General features: G+C 67.7%; 20 protein-coding genes. 10 read left to right on the top strand and 10 right to left on the bottom strand.

Features of this window, described 5'->3' with window-relative positions:
• Positions 1 to 218: 218 nt before the first annotated feature.
• Complete coding sequence (locus ACFTS5_RS22700) at positions 219 to 476, bottom strand: hypothetical protein (RefSeq protein WP_378634224.1); 258 nt, start codon at positions 474 to 476, stop codon at positions 219 to 221.
• 364 nt (positions 477 to 840) lie between these two features.
• On the bottom strand, positions 841 to 1,287 hold the full coding sequence (locus tag ACFTS5_RS22695; RefSeq protein WP_056814402.1) for a DUF6918 family protein: 447 nt from the start codon (positions 1,285 to 1,287) through the stop codon (positions 841 to 843).
• Between the two features lie 141 nt (positions 1,288 to 1,428).
• Here ACFTS5_RS22695 and ACFTS5_RS22690 point away from each other — a divergent pair, with 141 nt between their 5' ends.
• The 5 genes from ACFTS5_RS22690 (at position 1,429) to ACFTS5_RS22670 (ending at position 6,076) form a co-directional block, all read left to right on the top strand.
• The gene (locus ACFTS5_RS22690; protein ID WP_194826848.1) at positions 1,429 to 2,322 is read left to right on the top strand and encodes a 1,4-dihydroxy-2-naphthoyl-CoA synthase; all 894 of its coding nucleotides are present in this window, start codon (positions 1,429 to 1,431) and stop codon (positions 2,320 to 2,322) included.
• A gap of 14 nt (positions 2,323 to 2,336) precedes the next feature.
• The gene (locus ACFTS5_RS22685) at positions 2,337 to 2,729 is read left to right on the top strand and encodes a VOC family protein (protein ID WP_378634221.1); all 393 of its coding nucleotides are present in this window, start codon (positions 2,337 to 2,339) and stop codon (positions 2,727 to 2,729) included.
• A 355-nt stretch (positions 2,730 to 3,084) separates the two neighbouring features.
• Positions 3,085 to 4,209 carry an o-succinylbenzoate--CoA ligase gene (gene menE / locus ACFTS5_RS22680; RefSeq protein WP_378634500.1) on the top strand — a complete coding sequence of 375 codons (1,125 nt, stop codon included), beginning with the start codon at positions 3,085 to 3,087 and terminating at the stop codon, positions 4,207 to 4,209.
• A 59-nt stretch (positions 4,210 to 4,268) separates the two neighbouring features.
• Positions 4,269 to 5,255 (top strand): ATP-binding cassette domain-containing protein, encoded by a 987-nt coding sequence (locus ACFTS5_RS22675; protein ID WP_378634218.1) that lies wholly within the window; start codon positions 4,269 to 4,271, stop codon positions 5,253 to 5,255.
• The gene (locus tag ACFTS5_RS22670; protein WP_378634216.1) at positions 5,252 to 6,076 is read left to right on the top strand and encodes an ABC transporter permease; all 825 of its coding nucleotides are present in this window, start codon (positions 5,252 to 5,254) and stop codon (positions 6,074 to 6,076) included. The genes ACFTS5_RS22675 and ACFTS5_RS22670 overlap by 4 nt, the downstream gene beginning before the upstream one ends.
• A 54-nt stretch (positions 6,077 to 6,130) precedes the next feature.
• Here ACFTS5_RS22670 and ACFTS5_RS22665 read toward each other — a convergent pair whose 3' ends face one another.
• Complete coding sequence (locus tag ACFTS5_RS22665; protein WP_378634213.1) at positions 6,131 to 9,718, bottom strand: BTAD domain-containing putative transcriptional regulator; 3,588 nt, start codon at positions 9,716 to 9,718, stop codon at positions 6,131 to 6,133.
• 114 nt (positions 9,719 to 9,832) lie between these two features.
• On the opposite strand from ACFTS5_RS22665, the gene ACFTS5_RS22660 reads away from it, so the two are divergent.
• Together ACFTS5_RS22660 and ACFTS5_RS22655 are read left to right on the top strand one after the other, a co-directional pair.
• Positions 9,833 to 10,297 (top strand): SRPBCC family protein, encoded by a 465-nt coding sequence (locus ACFTS5_RS22660; RefSeq protein ID WP_378634211.1) that lies wholly within the window; start codon positions 9,833 to 9,835, stop codon positions 10,295 to 10,297.
• A 78-nt stretch (positions 10,298 to 10,375) separates the two neighbouring features.
• On the top strand, positions 10,376 to 11,248 hold the full coding sequence (locus ACFTS5_RS22655) for a 1,4-dihydroxy-2-naphthoate polyprenyltransferase (protein ID WP_378634208.1): 873 nt from the start codon (positions 10,376 to 10,378) through the stop codon (positions 11,246 to 11,248).
• Here ACFTS5_RS22655 and ACFTS5_RS22650 read toward each other — a convergent pair.
• From ACFTS5_RS22650 to ACFTS5_RS22630, 5 genes are all read right to left on the bottom strand, one after another.
• Positions 11,245 to 11,640 carry a phage holin family protein gene (locus ACFTS5_RS22650; RefSeq protein ID WP_378634206.1) on the bottom strand — a complete coding sequence of 132 codons (396 nt, stop codon included), beginning with the start codon at positions 11,638 to 11,640 and terminating at the stop codon, positions 11,245 to 11,247. The genes ACFTS5_RS22655 and ACFTS5_RS22650 overlap by 4 nt on opposite strands.
• A gap of 63 nt (positions 11,641 to 11,703) precedes the next feature.
• A complete protein-coding gene (locus ACFTS5_RS22645) occupies positions 11,704 to 12,279 on the bottom strand; it encodes a Clp protease N-terminal domain-containing protein (protein ID WP_378634204.1) in 576 nt (191 codons plus the stop codon).
• The gene (locus ACFTS5_RS22640; RefSeq protein ID WP_019049431.1) at positions 12,279 to 12,500 is read right to left on the bottom strand and encodes a hypothetical protein; all 222 of its coding nucleotides are present in this window, start codon (positions 12,498 to 12,500) and stop codon (positions 12,279 to 12,281) included. The genes ACFTS5_RS22645 and ACFTS5_RS22640 overlap by 1 nt, the downstream gene beginning before the upstream one ends.
• Positions 12,501 to 12,592: 92 nt before the next feature.
• Positions 12,593 to 13,678, bottom strand: coding sequence for a PLP-dependent cysteine synthase family protein (locus ACFTS5_RS22635; RefSeq protein ID WP_378634202.1), 1,086 nt, complete (start codon positions 13,676 to 13,678; stop codon positions 12,593 to 12,595).
• Positions 13,675 to 14,001 (bottom strand): DUF4229 domain-containing protein, encoded by a 327-nt coding sequence (locus ACFTS5_RS22630; RefSeq protein ID WP_358061030.1) that lies wholly within the window; start codon positions 13,999 to 14,001, stop codon positions 13,675 to 13,677. The genes ACFTS5_RS22635 and ACFTS5_RS22630 overlap by 4 nt, the downstream gene beginning before the upstream one ends.
• Positions 14,002 to 14,164: 163 nt before the next feature.
• Here ACFTS5_RS22630 and ACFTS5_RS22625 point away from each other — a divergent pair, with 163 nt between their 5' ends.
• The 3 genes from ACFTS5_RS22625 to ACFTS5_RS22615 all read left to right on the top strand — a co-directional run bounded on the left by ACFTS5_RS22625 (position 14,165) and on the right by ACFTS5_RS22615 (position 15,411).
• Positions 14,165 to 14,374: a BldC family transcriptional regulator gene (locus ACFTS5_RS22625; protein WP_056814442.1), complete on the top strand. Its 210-nt coding sequence runs from the start codon at positions 14,165 to 14,167 to the stop codon at positions 14,372 to 14,374.
• Between the two features lie 114 nt (positions 14,375 to 14,488).
• Entirely contained in the window at positions 14,489 to 14,680 is a 192-nt protein-coding gene (locus ACFTS5_RS22620) for a hypothetical protein (RefSeq protein ID WP_378634199.1), read from the top strand.
• Between the two features lie 80 nt (positions 14,681 to 14,760).
• A complete protein-coding gene (locus tag ACFTS5_RS22615) occupies positions 14,761 to 15,411 on the top strand; it encodes a hypothetical protein (protein WP_378634197.1) in 651 nt (216 codons plus the stop codon).
• Positions 15,412 to 15,420: 9 nt separating this feature from the next.
• Here ACFTS5_RS22615 and ACFTS5_RS22610 read toward each other — a convergent pair whose 3' ends face one another.
• Together ACFTS5_RS22610 and ccsB are read right to left on the bottom strand one after the other, a co-directional pair.
• The gene (locus ACFTS5_RS22610; protein WP_378634195.1) at positions 15,421 to 16,224 is read right to left on the bottom strand and encodes a tetratricopeptide repeat protein; all 804 of its coding nucleotides are present in this window, start codon (positions 16,222 to 16,224) and stop codon (positions 15,421 to 15,423) included.
• 59 nt (positions 16,225 to 16,283) lie between these two features.
• A complete protein-coding gene (gene ccsB, locus ACFTS5_RS22605) occupies positions 16,284 to 17,240 on the bottom strand; it encodes a c-type cytochrome biogenesis protein CcsB (protein WP_378634193.1) in 957 nt (318 codons plus the stop codon).
• Between the last annotated feature and the right edge of the window lie 2 nt (positions 17,241 to 17,242).

The following is a 17,242-nucleotide window of genomic DNA, read 5'->3' as shown; positions in this document are numbered from 1 at the left end:
CGGCCCGCGTTGCGTGCGTCACCGAGCCGGACGGCGTACCGATATACGAACGCCCCAACCAATTACCGAAGAGCCGGACAGCTATTCACATCCAGCGGCAACCGATATTCATGAAATCGCAAAGAGAACAACAAAAGAAAGAAATCCGGCGACGAGCAGGACGCCCGCCGCCGGATTTCCGCCAACCCGGTAAAAGGCCGGCCGAACGAAGAGTCAGCTCACTCCGCGGGGGCGGTGAGATCCTGGATGCCCGTGACGGACTCGATGATGTTGAGGACTGCGGAGGTGGCGCTGTCCACAGCGGCGCTGCCCGACTCGAGCACACCCGAACCCGCGGACGAGCCGGTCAGCACGTCAGCCGAGCCCGTGGAGGCCTCGGCGGAGCCGGTGTCGGCGCTCGCGACGGCGGGACCGAAGAACATGACAGCGGCGGCAGCGGCAGCACCGGTGGCGGCGAGGGTCTTGCGAGAGATCATGTGAGCAAATTTCCTTTCGACCTGTGCAATGCAGTCACTTGAAGCAATTCATATTCCGAATCGCTTGATTGGCAACGTAACCGATAAGGCAGGGTAGTTGTCAATCGCGAAGACGATGCACGCGCATATGACGAATTCGTGGCAACCCGCAATTATCCTGGCGTTCACCGGAGCGGTTACATTCCTCACACAGACAGACCCGGAATTTACCGCCGACCGGGAATCGATGTGTCCGCCACCACCGCGCACCCCTGTTGCGTGAGGGTGGTCACCCCCGAACGCGAAAAGGCCGGTGCGATTCGGTTACCCGAACTCGCACCGGCCCAATCGGACGATCGTGGCGAGGGCTACCTCGCCGTACCGCTCAGCCCGCGTGCTTCTGCACCAGGTCGCCTACGCGCGGCAGTGCCTCGATGACGTGCTTCTTGGCCGAACCACGCATCGACGAGTACACCTTCTTCAGCGCAGGCCGGGTGGACGACTCGGCGCGGGCGTCGGTGACGGCCAGCAGCGACTCGGCTACCTCATCGGACTTCGCGGCCAGCAGATCGGCGAAGGTGCCGGTGCCGGAGGTGGTGAATTCAGCCCAGTACGGCTGGAGCTGATCGAGCAGTTTCGGCGCCAGCGACGCGAGGCCGTCGGGAACGATGGTCGGGCTGATCTTCTTGACCGCCGCGTAGCCACCCTTCACGGCCAGGCCGGACGCACCACCTTTGTCCGAGACCTCGGCGTCGAGCACCTCGACGGCGTCAGCAAGGAAAGCCGGACGCTTGGCGTCGTCGAGCAGGGATTCAGACAGTGCTGCAACCACTTTCAGGTTCCTCCGGATCGGTTCGATGTACGAGCAGGCGCAACTATACGCACCGGGTGCTCAGAGTATGCGGCGACCGCTCGAGCTGCGGTGTTACGACCTCGTACCGCGGCGCCGGAAGGTAGGGCAATAATCGTGTTCGTGACTTTCGATCCGAAGCTGTGGCAGCCCGTCCCCGGGTTCGAGGACCTGACCGACATCACCTATCACCGCCATATCGAGCAGGGCACGGTGCGGGTCGCGTTCGACCGGCCCGAGGTCCGCAACGCGTTCCGTCCGCACACCGTCGACGAGCTGTACCGCGCGCTCGATCACGCGCGGATGAGCCCCGATGTGGGCGCGGTGCTGCTCACCGGCAACGGTCCGAGCGAGAAGGACGGTGGCTGGGCGTTCTGTTCCGGCGGTGACCAGCGCATCCGCGGCCGCAACGGCTACCGGTACGCCGACGGCGAGACCGCCGACACGGTCGACGCGGCGCGCGCGGGCCGGCTGCACATCCTCGAGGTGCAGCGGCTGATCCGTTTCATGCCCAAGGTGGTGATCGCGCTGGTCAACGGCTGGGCCGCGGGTGGCGGGCACAGCCTGCACGTGGTGTGCGATCTGACGCTCGCCTCGCGCGAGCACGCGCGGTTCAAGCAGACCGACGCCGACGTGGGTTCGTTCGACGGTGGTTACGGCAGCGCGTATCTGGCGAAGATGGTGGGCCAGAAGTTCGCCCGCGAGATCTTCTTCCTCGGCAGGCCGTACACGGCCGAGGAGATGCACCAGATGGGTGCGGTGAACAAGGTCGTCGATCACGACGAGCTGGAGAACGTCGCGCTCGAGTGGACCGCCGACATCAACGGCAAATCGCCGCAGGCGCAGCGCATGCTGAAGTACGCGTTCAACCTGCTCGATGATGGTCTGGTCGGTCAGCAGCTGTTCGCGGGCGAGGCGACCCGCCTGGCGTACATGACCGACGAAGCGGTCGAGGGCCGAGACTCGTTCCTGGAGAAGCGCAAGCCCGATTGGACGCCCTACCCCTGGTACTTCTGAGAACGGACACCCCCATGGAGATTCTCAACAGCCGGATCATCGTGCGTCCCAGCGATTACGGTCGCACGCTGGCGTTCTACCGCGACAGCCTCGGCTTGGCGATCGCACGGGAGTACCCGGGCGGCACGGTGTTCTTCGCCGGGCAGTCGCTGCTCGAGGTCGCCGCACACGGTGGCAGCGGGCAGGCAGGCAGCTTCGACGGCGCGATCTGGTTGCAGGTGCGCGATGTCGAGGACGCGGCAGCGGAGTTGGCGCTGAAGGGAATTCAGATCGAGCGCGCACCGGTGCTCGAGCCGTGGGGTCTGTGGGAGATGTGGGTGCGCGATCCGGACGGGGTCGCGATCGTGCTGGTCCAGGTGCCCGCCGAACATCCGATCCGGCGGGATCCGCGCTGGTCAGCGGAGTGAGTGAGCTGTGCACGCGGCCGAGCCGAGTTGCCGATGACGGCTCGGCCGCGCACGATAGCTGCGAGCAAGCGCCCGACCGACGCCGTCCGGACCGCCGTGCGAGTGGTGTCCATCTACTGAATCGCAGTCGCTATGCCTGGCTTTTCCGACCCGTTTCCCGACAAACCGACCCGTTGGCCGGGTCTTGTCGGTCGCATGACACGATCGAAGCCGTGAGGGCGCGCGGCAAGCTGTTTCCGGAGGTGGTGGGCATGAGGGAGCGCAGCGAGCGAATCAAGTGCCAGCGCGCAATGCGCACGGTGCGGCCGAGCGCCAGCGAGGCCGCGGCGTGAGCAGAACCCTGCGGACGCTGCAGATGCCGACCGGTGCAGGGGTCAGCGAAGTGATGCCCCACCTGCGCCAAGCCCTCGACGGCAGCGGCCCGGCGTGGCTACCGATCCCGACCACCGACCGCCGGGAGGCGCGCAGACTCTCCGACGCGCTCAAACCCGGCGATCCGATCGATGACGATGTCGCGCTGGTCGTGACGACCTCGGGCACCACCGGTATCCCCAAGGGCGCGTTGCTCGGCGCCGAGGCACTGCGTGCCAGTGGCAACGCCACCCACGACCGCCTCGGCGGTCCGGGTAGCTGGCTGCTGGCGCTGCCCACCCATCACATCGCCGGTATCCAGGTGCTGCTGCGCAGCATTCTCGCCGGCACCGAACCGACCGTGCTCGACGTGTCGGGTGGATTCCTGCCCGAGGCGCTGGCCGGCGCTGTCGGCGCGATGCGCGGACCGCGTCGCTACACCGCGCTGGTACCCACACAGCTGATCAAGTCGCTGGATTCGCCGATCGCGGCCAAGGCGCTGGCCGAACTCGACGGAGTCCTGGTCGGCGGTGCGGCCACGCCCGCGCCGGTGCTGGACCGGGCGCGCAACCTCGGTATCACGGTGGTTCGCACCTACGGGATGAGCGAGACCTGTGGCGGGTGCGTCTACGAGGGCGTGCCGCTCGACGGCACCGAGGTACGGATCGAGGACGGTCGCGTCATTCTGGGCGGTGCGATGATCGCGCGCGGTTACCGCAATCTGCCCGATCACCCGGCCTTCGCCGAGCCCGGCTGGTTCCGGACCGAGGACGCGGGCTCCTTCGACAACGGTGTGCTCTCGATTTCGGGCCGCCTCGACGAGGCGATCATGACCGGCGGGCTGCTGGTGATTCCGCAGGTGGTGGAGGCTGTGCTGGCCAACCACCCCGGTATCCGCGAATGCATCGTGCTCGGCCTGCCCGACGAACGGCTGGGTCAGCGGGTCGCGGTCGCGATCGTGCCGACACCCGGTGCCGCGCCGACGCTGGACGAGCTGCGCGCCCACGTGGTGGCCGAACTCGACTCGATCGCCGCACCGCGGGAACTGGCCGTCCTGTCCGAAATCCCGCTCCGCGGCCCCGGCAAGCCCGACCGCGCGGCCCTGCGCAAGCTCCTGCTGGCCGAGTAGCCGCCCGACGACAGCGCTGTGCAAGGGGCGTGCAAGTCGGGGTGGGCACGGTAGTGCTCATGACTTACACACCCACTTCATCCCTCGCCGTCGAGGCGGACGGGCTGGTCAAGGTGTTCGGGAAGCAGCGGGCGGTCGACGGGGTCAGCCTGACGGTGCCGCGCGGCGCCGTATACGGCGTGCTCGGACCGAACGGCGCGGGCAAGACCACGACCATCAAGATGCTGGCGACCCTGCTCCGCCCCGACGGCGGTAGCGCCCGGATCTTCGGCCGCGACGTCGTGGCCGAACCGAACGCGGTGCGCTCGCTGATCGGTGTCACCGGTCAGTACGCCTCGGTCGACGAGGAACTCACCGCCACCGAGAACCTGATCATCTTCGCCCGCCTGCTCGGCCTGAGCAGGGGCGATGCCCGGCGCAAAGCCGTCGAGCTGCTCGAGGAATTCGACCTCGTCGAGGCCGCGTCCAAGCCGTTGAAGAACTTCTCCGGCGGGATGCGCAGGCGCCTCGACCTCGCTGCCAGCCTCATCTCCACCCCGCCGCTACTGTTCCTCGACGAGCCGACCACCGGCCTCGATCCCCGCACCCGCGCGCAGATGTGGGACACCATCCGCAGGCTGGTCCGCGAGGGCGCGACGGTGCTGCTCACCACCCAGTACCTCGACGAGGCCGACCAGCTGGCCGACCGGATCGCGGTGATCGACCGCGGCAAGGTGATCGCCGACGGCACCGCCGACGAGCTCAAGGCCTCCATCGGCGGCGCATCGGTCCACCTGACCCTGGTCGATCCCGAGCAGCTCGACGAGGCCCGCCGCATCGTCGGCGACTTCCTCGGCGTGAGCGCGCAGATCAGCCCCGAAGCGGGCAGGCTCACCGCACCGCTGCCCGACCCGAATCTCACCGCCGACCTGCTGATCCGGTTGCGCGACTGGGAGGTCGGGGTCGAGGAGATCACCGTCAGCAAGCCGACGCTGGACGAAGTCTTCCTCACCATCACCGGCCACCCGGCCGACGAATCCGACGACACCGAACGGAGCGCGGCATGACCGCAGTTCTCACCGCTCCCCCGACCATCGACGACATTCCCCAGGCCAGCGACCGAATCAGCCTGCGCGACACGATCTCCACCTCGTTCACGATGGCCTATCGCGGCCTGCTCAAGATCAAACACAATCCCGAACAGCTCTTCGACGTGACGGTGCAGCCGATCCTGTTCACGGCACTGTTCACCTACATCTTCGGCGGCGCGATCTCGGGCAGCGTGTCCGGCTATCTGCCGGTGCTCATCCCGGGCATCCTCGTGCAAACCGTGGTGCTGACCTCGGTGGTCACCGGCACGCAGTTGCGCGAGGACATGGACAAGGGCGTGTTCGACCGCTTCAAATCCCTGCCCATCGCCCGGGTCTCGGCGCTGTCCGGTGCGCTACTGGCCGACATGGTGCGCTACGCCATCGCCTCGACGCTGACCGTGCTGGTCGGGCTGGCGCTCGGCTACCGGCCCGGCGGTGGTCTGGTCGGCGTGGTCGCGGCCTGCCTGGTGGTCGTGGTGTGCTCGTTCGCGGTCAGCTGGATCTGGGCGCTGGTCGGTGTCACCGGCAAGAGCGCCGCGTCGGTGCAGGGCATCTCGATGATGGTGATGTTCCCGCTGACGTTCATGTCCGGCGCCTTCGCCCCGGTGAGCACCATGCCGGGCTGGATGCAGGGGCTCAACCACGCCAACCCGGTGTACTACATGGTCAACACCTGCCGAGAACTGATGAACACCAACAGTTACGGCACCGACCTCGTCTGGTCGCTGGTCGGGTCGCTCGTGGTGATCGCGATCTTCGCGCCACTGGCGGTGCGGGCCTACATGCGCCGCGCCTGAACACCGCTCTTCCGCAACGGCATCCGATCCACCGGGTCGGGTGCCGTTGTCGTGTCAGCGCAGTCCGGAGATGATCTCGATGATGCGCGTCGCGGCGTCGAGACGACGCGTACCCGCCGCGCGATGCAGGGCCGCGTCCATCGCGGCGTCGCCGACGGCACCTCGGTGCAGAGCGATGTGGGCGGTCAGTTCCATCGACGGGCCGTCCTGCCTGGCCACCGATGTCCGCGCGAGGGTGAGCAGTTCGAGCCCCTCGGCGCTCATGGGGTCGGTGGCGAGCAGATAGGAACCGAGTCCACACGCGACCGCGCCGATCTGCGGCAGGTCGACGTACTGCGCCAGGCGTTGATCGGCGGTCTCGATCAGCTGCGCCACCAGGCCGGCGGCAGCGGATGCCCGGCCGTGCAGCACATGGGCACTGATGGTGGCCGCCGCCACCATCAGCGAACCGGGGCCCGGCGTCGGTTCGAAATCGGGCCAGCCGAGCAGTTCCAGCCCGCGACGGTAGTGGCCGAGCCCGGCGTCGATATCGCCCTCGGCGAGTTCGAGTTCGGCGATGGCCGTCGCGGCGTTGGCCAGGCGGTGGTTGCGGCGGACCGCGGGGTCGTCGACCGGGCTGACGCCCGAATCATTCGGTCGCACCGCGACGTCGAGTTCGGCACGCGCCTGCTCGAGTTGACCACCGCCCACCAGGGCCGCGGCCAGGTAGCAGCGGCTCTCCATGATCTCCTCGTGCACCCGGAGCCGGCCCATCAGCTCCAGTGCGCTGCGGTAGTACGTCACGGCCTCGTCATAGCGCGCGGACTGGCCGCACAGCTGAGCCAGGTGCTGGCACACCGTCGCCCGGCCCCAGACTTCCGCCGCGTCCATGTCGTCGAGTGCGCGCAAGGAGTCGAGGGTCGAGCCCGCGACGTTGCCGCCGTTCTCCCAGAAGTTGGATCGGGCCACCCACGCGGCGAGCCGGACTTGTCGATGACGTGATCGCGCGCCCCGCGCGAACAGCCTGCCCAACCGGAATCGCTTGGGCTGCACGGTGATCACCGTACCGAGGAAGGACAGGCCGGGATCGAGATCGGGGTTCGCCAGCAACCGCCTCGCGCGCATGCGCACGATCCCCGTCGCCCGGACGCCACCGTCCTTGAGGAACAGCATGTGCAGGCAGGTCAGCAGGTGCGTGATCATCTGGAGGTCGGCGGCCTCCCCCGAGCCCGGCGTCGGCGGCGCGACAACGACCAATCGCATGGCCCACCCGGTGAATTCCAGGTGCGCGCCACGCATCACCCACACCATCGCGACCACCGGAAAGACCGAGTACGCGGTGTGCGCGTCGGCGCGGTCGACGGCAGTGCGCAGCACCGCGACCAGGTTGTCCAGATCGGCGCTCACCGCCAGCACCGACGCCACTTGATCGCCGTCGCGGTAGCCGCGAAACGCGTCCAGCGCGAATTCCCTGGCCCAGCAGAACATCCGGTCGAGGACGAGCGCGGATTCGGCACCGGCGGTCACCGCGTCGACGGCGGCGATCTGTTCGGCGCCGAACTCACGGACCGTTTCGAGCATGCGGTAGCGGATGCCGGCGCCGTCGGGGTCGTCCAGGACGGTGAGCAGGGACTGCCCGACCAGCCCGTCGACCGCGGCGGCGACATCCGCTCCGGCGGCCACGATCTCGGCCGCGGACAGGGTGAATCCGGCCGCGAAACGACTCAGCCTGCGCAGGGTCACCTGCTGATCGGGGTCGAGGAGGTTCCAGCTCCAGGCGATCACCGCGTGCAGCGTGCGATGCCGATGCGGCGCGGACCGATCACCGCTGCGCAACAGGGCGAAACGATGTTCGAGCCTGGTCTCGATCTCGGCGACGCTCATCGTGCGCACCCGCGCGGCGGCGAGCTCGATCGCCAGCGGGAGGCCGTCCAGAGTGCGACACAGCCGGGCCACGGTGTCGGGATCGAGCCGCACGTCGGGACGTACCGCCCTGGCGCGTGCCGAGAACAGTTCCGTGGCAGGCGAACCGGCGGCGTCGATCGCCAAAGGAGCGAGGGGATACACGGATTCGGCGGTGATCGCCAGCGGCGAGCGGCTCGTGGTGAGCACCGTCAGCTGGGCGCAACTACCGACCAGATCGGCGACCACCTCCGCCGCGGCATCGATCACGTGCTCGCAATTGTCCAGAATCAGCACCATCGGCCGCGCCGCGAGCGCCTCACGCAGGCGGGTGCGCGCATCGATCTGCCTGCCCTGCCGGATGGCTCCCGGGTCACGGATCACCTCACCCAGGCCCATCACCTGCCCGATCACGACTTCGATGCCGGTGCGCGATTCGCCGTCCGTCTCCGATTCGGGCTGCACCGAAGCCAGTTCGACGAGCACCACCGGCACCGAACGAGCCAGCCGTTCGCCCACCGCGTTGGCGATTCTGGTCTTGCCGGTGCCACCGGGACCGAGGACGGTGGTCACTCTGGAGCGGTGCGCCAGATCGGTGATCGCGTCGAGATCTGCCGAGCGGCCGAGCAATTCATTGGGCGCCGCACGCAGCCCGACTGCCGTGCGGGTCATCGAGGTGCGGTTTGCCGTCCGTCGGTCAGGGGTGCTGCCGTTCGCCGCTTCGACCGACAGCGTGTTCGCTCGTTGTTCGCCCGACCCCAGGGTGGTCGACGCGCCGGTGCGGTGGGGGCCACCGTCGCTCGACGTCGTCGATGGGCCGACCGTTTCTGCCTCGGCTCCGCTGCCGTGTGTCCAGGTGCCAACAGGCGAGTGGTGCCCGTCGGTTTGCGCGGGTCCGTCGCCATCCCCAGTGTCGAAGCCTGCCCTACCAGCGGCGACCGGGGCGGCCTTGCTGTTACGGGTTCCGGGGAGCTCGATCGGTTCGCCGCGCAAAATGGCGGTGTTGAGGGCGAGCAGAGTGGGCCCTGGGTCGGCGCCGAGTTCTTCGATCAGGCGCAGCCGGTACGTGGCGAAGACTTCGAGGGCTTCGTTGGTTCGGTCCGCGGCAGCGAGAAGACGGATCAGGGTCGTGTGAGCGGATTCGTCCAAGGGGCTGGTCGCCGCGGCCGCGCGAGCCAGCGGGATGGCGGCGGTGAAGTCGCGCAAGCTGGTGCGAGCGGTGAGTTCGGTCTGATCGAGGTGGCGGCGGAGCTCGGTGGCGGCCGCGCGCAGGTCGTCGGCGGGGGCGGAATCAGGAAGATCGGCGCCCGGTTCGCCGCGCCACAGGGTGCGGGCCAGCGCGATCGTGGCGAGGCCGTCGGTGGTGTTTCCCGCGGTCAGATCGTCGTCGGCTCGACGGGCCAGCGCGGTGACCGCGGTGAGGTCGACGCTGTCGGCGGGCAATCTCAGCCGGTAACCGGCCGGGCCGATCTCCAGTGCGCCGTCGGGCAGCATCGCTCGCAGGCGCGAGACCTGCGTGTGCAGCGCGTTCATCGGTGCGCGTGGTGGTTGTTCGCCCCACACCTCGTCGATCAGCGTTTGCGCGCTGCGAGCCCGGCCCGGATGCACCGCGAGCGCGGCCAGCAGCAACCTGGCGCGGGCGCCGGGTAGCGCGATCATGGCGTCGTCGCGGCGGATCGCGATCACGCCGAGCACCCCCACGACAACGCGGGAGAGTGCCTCGGAGGGCGACCCCTCGGGGCCGCGATGCTGTACAGACATGCCGGATGTCATCGTAGGCGAGGGCGGTGACGGGTTCCCGGTTCGCGCCCCGGCGCGACACCGCCGACGTTGTGTCCCGCGATTTTGTCCCCACCTCGCTTTAGGCTCACGCACATGGGCAACTTCGAGGTGTCGCGGCGCACCGTCATCGCCGCTGAACCGGCACGGATCCACGCACTGATCGACAACTTCCGCCAGTGGCGGCTGTGGTCGCCGTGGGAAGACGCCGACCCGCAGCTCGCCCGTACCTACACCGGCCCGGAAGCCGGCGTCGGCGCCCGCTACGCCTGGCGGGGCAACCGCAAAGCCGGTGCGGGCGTGATGGAGATCAAGGCCGACGCCGAACGCGAGATCGGCGTGGAGCTCACCTTCGAGAAACCGTTCAAAGCCACCAATTTCGTCACCTTCACGCTCGCTCCGGTTGCCGGTGGCACCGAGGTGACCTGGCAGATGACCGGCACCCACTCCGGGCTGATGGGCGTGCTCGGCAAGGTGTTCCCGATCGACAACCTCATCGGCAAGGACTTCGACAAGGGACTGGCCCGGCTCAAGACGGTCGCCGAGTCCACCCCGGCCTGACCGCGATCAGGCGCCCTCCGGCCGAGCGCGAGGGGCTCCAGGAGCGGGGAGCGCCCGTGTCGGATTAGGCTTCGATCCATGGCTACAGCAGCGGAATGGATCGAGGGCGCCCGACCACGGACGCTGCCCAACGCGATCGCGCCGGTACTCGCGGGCACCGGCGCCGCCGCGTCGGTAGACGGGGCCGTCTGGTGGAAAGCGATTCTGGCGCTGCTGGTTTCACTGGCGCTGATCGTCGGGGTGAACTACGCCAACGACTACTCCGACGGCATTCGCGGCACCGACGACGTGCGGGTCGGCCCACTGCGCCTGGTCGGCTCGAAGCTGGCCTCCCCCGAAGCTGTTCGCACCGCCGCGGTGCTCAGTCTCGCGATCGGCGCGGTCGCCGGCCTCGTGCTGGCGGTGACCACCGCGTGGTGGCTGGTGCTGATCGGCGCGCTGTGCCTGGCGGGCGCATGGTTCTACACCGGCGGCAGCAAGCCGTACGGCTACAGCGGTTTCGGCGAGATCGCCGTGTTCGTGTTCTTCGGGCTGATCGCGGTGCTCGGCACCCAGTACGTGCAGGCGCTGCGGGTCGACTGGGTCGGCTTGCTGCTCGCGATCGGCGTCGGCGCGTTCTCCAGCGCGGTGCTGGTGGCCAACAACCTGCGTGACATCCCGACCGACACCGAGTCGGGCAAGGTCACGCTCGCGGTGAAACTCGGCGACGCGCGCACCCGCACCCTGCACCTGGTGTTGCTCGCGGCGCCGTTCGTGATCAGCCTCGCGCTGATCGCGCGCACGCCATGGGCGCTGGCCGGACTGCTCGCGTTGCCGCTGGCGATCCGGGCCAACGCCCCTGTGCGCACCGGTAAGGGCGGGCTGGAACTGATTCCCGCCCTCCGCGATTCGGGGCTCGCCCTGCTGGCTTGGTCGGCGCTGAGCGCGCTGGCCGTCGGGCTCGCGGGCTAGTCGCCGTCGGGCACCAGAATGCCGAGCACCCAGTTGACCAGCGTGATGATCAAGCCACCCCACAGCGCCGCCCAGAAGCCGTCGACGCGAAGGCCGTAGTCGGTGAGCTCGGTGATCTTGGCGGTGAGCCACAGCATCCCCGCGTTCACCACCAGCAGGAACAGGCCGAGGGTGAGGATCACGAACGGCAGCGACAGGAGTTTCACGATCGGCTTGATCACGGCATTGACCGCCGTGAACACGAGCGCGACGATGAGCAGGACCAGGGCCTTGCCCCAGTTTCCCCACTCCGCTGACCACTCGGGCGGCACGTAGATATCGATCTTGTCGATCCACGCGGCCGCAGCCCAGATGGCTATGGCGTTGATGACCAACCGGATTGCTAGTTGCATGCACGCAATGCTAGGCCGGGAAACGGACATTGCGGCGGGTCTGACACACACCCGATGTGGAATTCACGCGGCGCGGTCGAGCATCGCGTAGAGATCGGCGCGTAGGCCCGATACCGCGTCGCGGCCGCCGAGCAGGTCCGTGGTGGCCGGGTCGGCCCCGCGCAGGATGCCGAGCAGCAGGTAGGTCGAGGAGATCTCGCGATCCTTGCGGTGGATCGCCTCGCGCAGCGCGAGTTCGAGTGACTTCTTGGCCGTGCTCGTGAACGGGATGTGCCCGGAGCCGAGCAGTCGGCCGAACATGCCGCGTTTGGCCTCCGGTTCGGCCTGGTCCCAGGCCCGCGGGCCGAAGTTGTCGGCGATGCTGGCCTGCACGGCATCCAAATCGATGCCGATCGAGCGCAGGGCCTGCGCGTCGTCGGCGCCCAGCGGCGGCTCGCTCGTACGGGCGGCGAGGGCGGCGCGCACACCGCCGGCGGTGATGCCGCGCGCGTCTAGCACCGCACGCAGCTCCGGTTCGGCGTTCGACACGGTGCCGAGCAGCACATGCTCCGGCCCGATCCGCTTCGCGCCCAGCTCCTTGGCGTCGTCCTGGGCACCGACCACCGCGGTTCTGGCCTCGCGGCTGAATTTTTCGAACATCAGCGGGTTCCACCTTTCCGGTTGTGTTTCTGATGGACCGCTTGCTTACTCACCTCGAGCGCCTCGGCGATGGCCTGCCACGACCAGCCGTTGGCTCTGGCATTGGCGACCTGGATGGTTTCGAGTCGGTCGGCCAGCCTGCGCAGGGCGAGCACCGCGCGCAGCCCGACCGCGGGGTCGGGGTTGCCTGCCGCTGAGGCGAGGGTTGTTGCATCGGTCATGCCGTCAATTTTGATTGACGTCGGCCATGTTTGTCAACAAAAATTGACATCGCTGAGCGCGAACAGGCCCGGAAAGGGTGTGGCGGAGGTTGTCAGCCGTTCCAGCGGCCGGTGGTGGCGAATTCGGTGAGGATCTCGGTCGGGCCGGTCAGATCCATGTTCTGGGCGGCCACCCAGTCGTCGTCGAAATAGGTGCCCGCGTACCGGTCGCCGCCGTCGCACAGCAGCGTGACCACGCTTCCACTGCGCCCCGCCGCGACCAGCTCGGCTACCAGATGGAAAGCGCCCCACAGGTTCGTGCCGGTCGAACCGCCGACGCGGCGGCCCAGCGCGGCGCTCGCATGACGGGCGGTGGCGATCGAGGCCGCGTCGGGAACCACGATCATCCGATCGACCACCTGGCCCACGAACGACGGCTCCACCCGAGGACGGCCGATCCCCTCGATGCGCGACGGCATTCCGGTCTCGTAGCCCGCGTCGCCCGTCTCGTAGCCGCCGTAGAACGCCGAATGCTCCGGGTCCACCACGGCCAGACGCGTCGCGTGCCTGCGATACCGGATGTAGCGACCGATCGTCGCGCTGGTGCCGCCGGTGCCCGCACCGACCACGATCCACTCCGGCACCGGGTGCTTCTCCAGCGCCAGCTGTTCGAAGATGGACTCGGCGATGTTGTTGTTGCCACGCCAGTCGGTGGCTCGCTCGGCATGGGTGAACTGATCCATGAAATGTCCGCCGGATTCGGCGGCGAGACGCTTGGCCTCGGTGTACATGTCCGGTGGTCGATCGACGAAATGACATCGGCCGCCCTGCGCTTCGATGAGCGCGACCTTCTGCGGCGACGTACTCGCGGGCATCACCGCGACGAAGTCCAGACCGAGCAGCTTCGCGAAGTACGCCTCGCTCACCGCCGTCGAACCCGACGACGCCTCGACCACCGTCGTACCCTCGGTCACCCAGCCGTTGCAGATCGCGTACAGGAACAGCGACCGCGCCAGCCGGTGCTTGAGACTGCCGGTGATGTGGGTCGACTCGTCCTTGAGGTAGAGCTGCACCGGCCAGTCGGCGGGCAGCGGATACCGCAGCAGGTGGGTGTCGGCGGAGCGCTGCGTATCGGCGTCGATCAGCCGGACGGCATTGTCGACCCAGTCACGCGGGGCGCTGCGGTCGAGGTATTTCACGCCGACGCGCCGTCGTCGTCACCCCGCAAGCGGGCCCGCAGCTGCGCCTTGTCCTGGCGGCGGCGCGCGTCGACCACGGCGATGTCCTCGTTCACCTTCACCCGCAGTTTCTTGAACAACGTCAGCGACAGCGGCATCGCGACGATCAGCGCGAACAGTGCCGCGACGATGATCGGCACGTCGACACCGATCAGCTTGGCCACGCCTACGATCAACGCGGCGATCACCACGACCAGCCCGAGACGAGCCAGCGTGTAGAGCGCGAGATTGCGGACCAGCCGCTTCCCTGCGCCAGGACCCTGCTGACCTGTTGCTTCACTCACGACTACAGCGTAGCCCCGGCTGAATCGTCTCCGATGCGGCCCCGTTCGCGGCTTTTGTCTATTACTTCCCCTTTACCAACAGTAGGTGGTTCGACTACATGGGGGTCGCAGTGCGACGATGACGCCACTGATGAGGGAACTGTCGAGAACGGAGAGGTTAGCTATGACTGCGATCACCGTCGGCCTTCAGGACACTCTGCTGACACCAGGCCAAGTGGCCGCCATGTTCCACGTAGATCCCAAGACCGTCACCCGGTGGGCCCATGCGGGCAGACTCGGCTCACTGCGTACACCGGGCGGACATCGCCGTTTCCGCGAGTCCGAGGTCCTGCAGTTGCTCAGATCACTGACCACCGAGGCAGCACCCCGCTGACTCACCGGCCGACGCGAGCCCACCGCGGGCTCGCGTTCGCCAAAAATTTCCCTCCCGTTGCGGATGTGCACACGGCGCGGACACGGCTACCCTCGATAGCAGGAGGTGAGCGACGTGACGTACCTATTGGCACTCATCGCGATCGTGGCCATCGCGGTGTTGTGCTGGAAGGCGTTCGGCCCCGAAATGCAACGCCCGAATCCCGGCCCGCCCTCGCGCAGACCGGTTCTCGGCCCCGACGACGATCCGGAATTCCTCTGGCGCCTCGGCAAACAACCACGTGACGACTCCGGCCCCGCCGAGTAACCCTCACGAAGTGCGTCGCCGTGAGCTGACGCACATACCCCCGTTGCGCGTCGAAAGAGCTGGGTAGATAACGTATTCCGGTGATTGATGTGCAGCAGGGTTCTGTCCCGACCACCTGGCGCGCGGCCGACGGCAGCGCCGTGACGTTCACCGAGGCACGGTCGGAGTGGACTCGCGCCGCACACGAGGTGCTGGCCGACACCGCTACCCGGTTCAACAACTTCATCGTCAACACGGAGCTGGCCGAGCTGGTCCAGGAAGAATCCGGGATCCGCACCGCGGTGAAGTGGCAGCACTGGCTTCCGGTCGTGCTGGACAAGGTCGCCGAGCACTGTCACAAGAACAACGAGCCGCCGCTGAGCGCGCTGTGCGTGCGCAAGAACCAGACCGTCGGCACCGGCTACCGCTACATCCTCGAACTCGCGGGCCTGCCCATCCCCGACGATCTCGAAATGCACGCGGCCGCGGCCCGCTGGCAGTGCTATCAGCACTACGCCACCGACCTCCCCGCCGACGGCGGCCTGCCCACCCTCCCCCCGAAGGTCGCGGCCATCCGCCAGTCCACCTCCGCGGACCTGGCCACCGCCGAAGCAGCCGAGGCAGCCGTCAAACGCCCCTCCGCCGCCCGCCGGACCGTAGCCGCCATCCCCAAGCCCGAACCGGTCCGCAAGCCGGTCTGCCTCAACTGCCACGTAGAGCTTCCCGCCAACAAGATCTGCTACTACTGCTGATCAGGCGCCTCAGGGCTGCCACCGCGGGTTGTGCAAGATGGCCAGGTTCTGGCGTGCGGTGACCGCGAGGCTGTGCACATCACTGTCGGGATACATCCGATCGAGGATGCTCCAGTACGAGGCCGCAGCCCGTTGCCGAAACCCGGCCAGCGCCTGGGTCGCCGCCAAGTTGTTGCGACGCCCGAGAGTTTCGAGACTGTCGTCGCCGAGTTTCCGTTCGCTGTAATCGACGTTCAGGTCGAGTAGGTCGAGGGCCTGAAGATGCTCACCGGCAGCGGAATATCCCAATGCCAGATTGTTGCGGAGGGTGAGCGTCATTTCGTCGTCGACGCCGAGAACATGCTCGGCGATCGACACGATATCGTCGAGCACCTCCAGTCCTTCGGAGACGTAGCCCGCATCGCAGTACGACCGGCCGAGGGCATTGCGCACCTGCAACGTGATGCGCTGGTCGCCACCGAACTTCTCCGCGCACTGTTGAGCGAGCGGCTCCAACACCGCGATAGCTTCCTGATAGCGCCCGCTGTCGCGGTGGTTCTCCGCGACCGCCACCCGATTAGCCCCCGCCACATCCAGGCGAATCACCGAGCCGTCGGCCCACCCGACTCCGGCACCGATCACTTCGAGAAGATCCGGCGTGCGCACATCCACGCCCGTCACCTCACGCCAGCCGACCACGAACGCCGAGCGCACCGATCGTCGCCACCGGATTCCCGCACGCGAGAAACTCAACTTCCCCGCACGCCCAGCCGATCCCCCGGAGCGATCCCCCGCGCTGTAGGTCACACCGGACAGCCGAAGATCTTGCGCCACAAGACCTATGGTCTCATCTCGAAGCTATGCAGACACGCTATATCGGATGTAGCAGCCGCTCAGTTCAGACCCGCGTAGCTGTGCAGACCACTGATCACCATGTTGATGATGAAGAGGTTGAACAGCATCGCGACGAAGCCGGCGATGTTGATCCAGGCCGCCTTGGTGTCTCGCCAGCCCGAGGTGGCTCGGGCGTGCAGGTAGGCCGCGTAGAGGACCCAGGCGATGAAGGAGCAGGTTTCCTTGGGGTCCCAGCCCCAGAAGCGGCCCCAGGCGGCTTCGGCCCAGATGGCGCCGAGGATGACGCCCGCGCCGAAGAGTGGGAAGCCGATGATGGTGGTCTTGTAGGCGAGCTGGTCGAGGGTGCGGGCGTCGGGGAGGCGGCGGGCGATGGTGCCGAGGATGTTGGTGGATTCCTCGCCCGCGGGCTGACGCATGCGGAACAGGTAGAGCAGGCTGGCCACGCCCGAGACCAGGAAGACGCCGCTGCCGATGCTGACGATGGTGACGTGGATCGGCAGCCAGAACGAGCGAAGGGCGGGGACCACGGGGGCCGCGTCGGCGTAGAGGACCGTGCCTGCGAGGAACATCAAGATCAGCACGGGGACCAGCAGGAACGCCCACATGGCCCGGTAGCGCTGGTCGCGCAGGAAGATCAGGCCGATCACCACGGCGGCCGCGGTGGCCATGGTCGTGAACTCGTACATATTGCCCAGCGGGAAGCGGTGGGTGGCGAAGCCCCGCAGCACGATCGAGCCGATGTGCAGGGCCGCGCCGACCAGCAGCACCGAGAAGGCCATGTTGCCCAGCCGTTCGGCGAGCGGTTTGGCCTCCGGGGTCTCGATGCGGCCGGGCAACCCCGGATCGCCCGCGGGGACGAGTTCGCGCGCGGCGACCTGCTTGGCGCGCGCCGAGGCGTACTGCACGATCAGCAGGACCGTGGCCAGGGCGTAAATGGCCATGGCCGACATGAACGCGAAGTCGCTGTACCGTGCCAGCGTTTCGTCGATCTGCATCA

Source organism: Nocardia sp. NPDC056952 (genome assembly GCF_042674185.1).
GTDB lineage: Bacteria > Actinomycetota > Actinomycetes > Mycobacteriales > Mycobacteriaceae > Nocardia.
The sequence above is the reverse complement of the archived record's forward strand: the minus strand, read 5'-3'. Positions and strand labels throughout refer to the sequence as shown.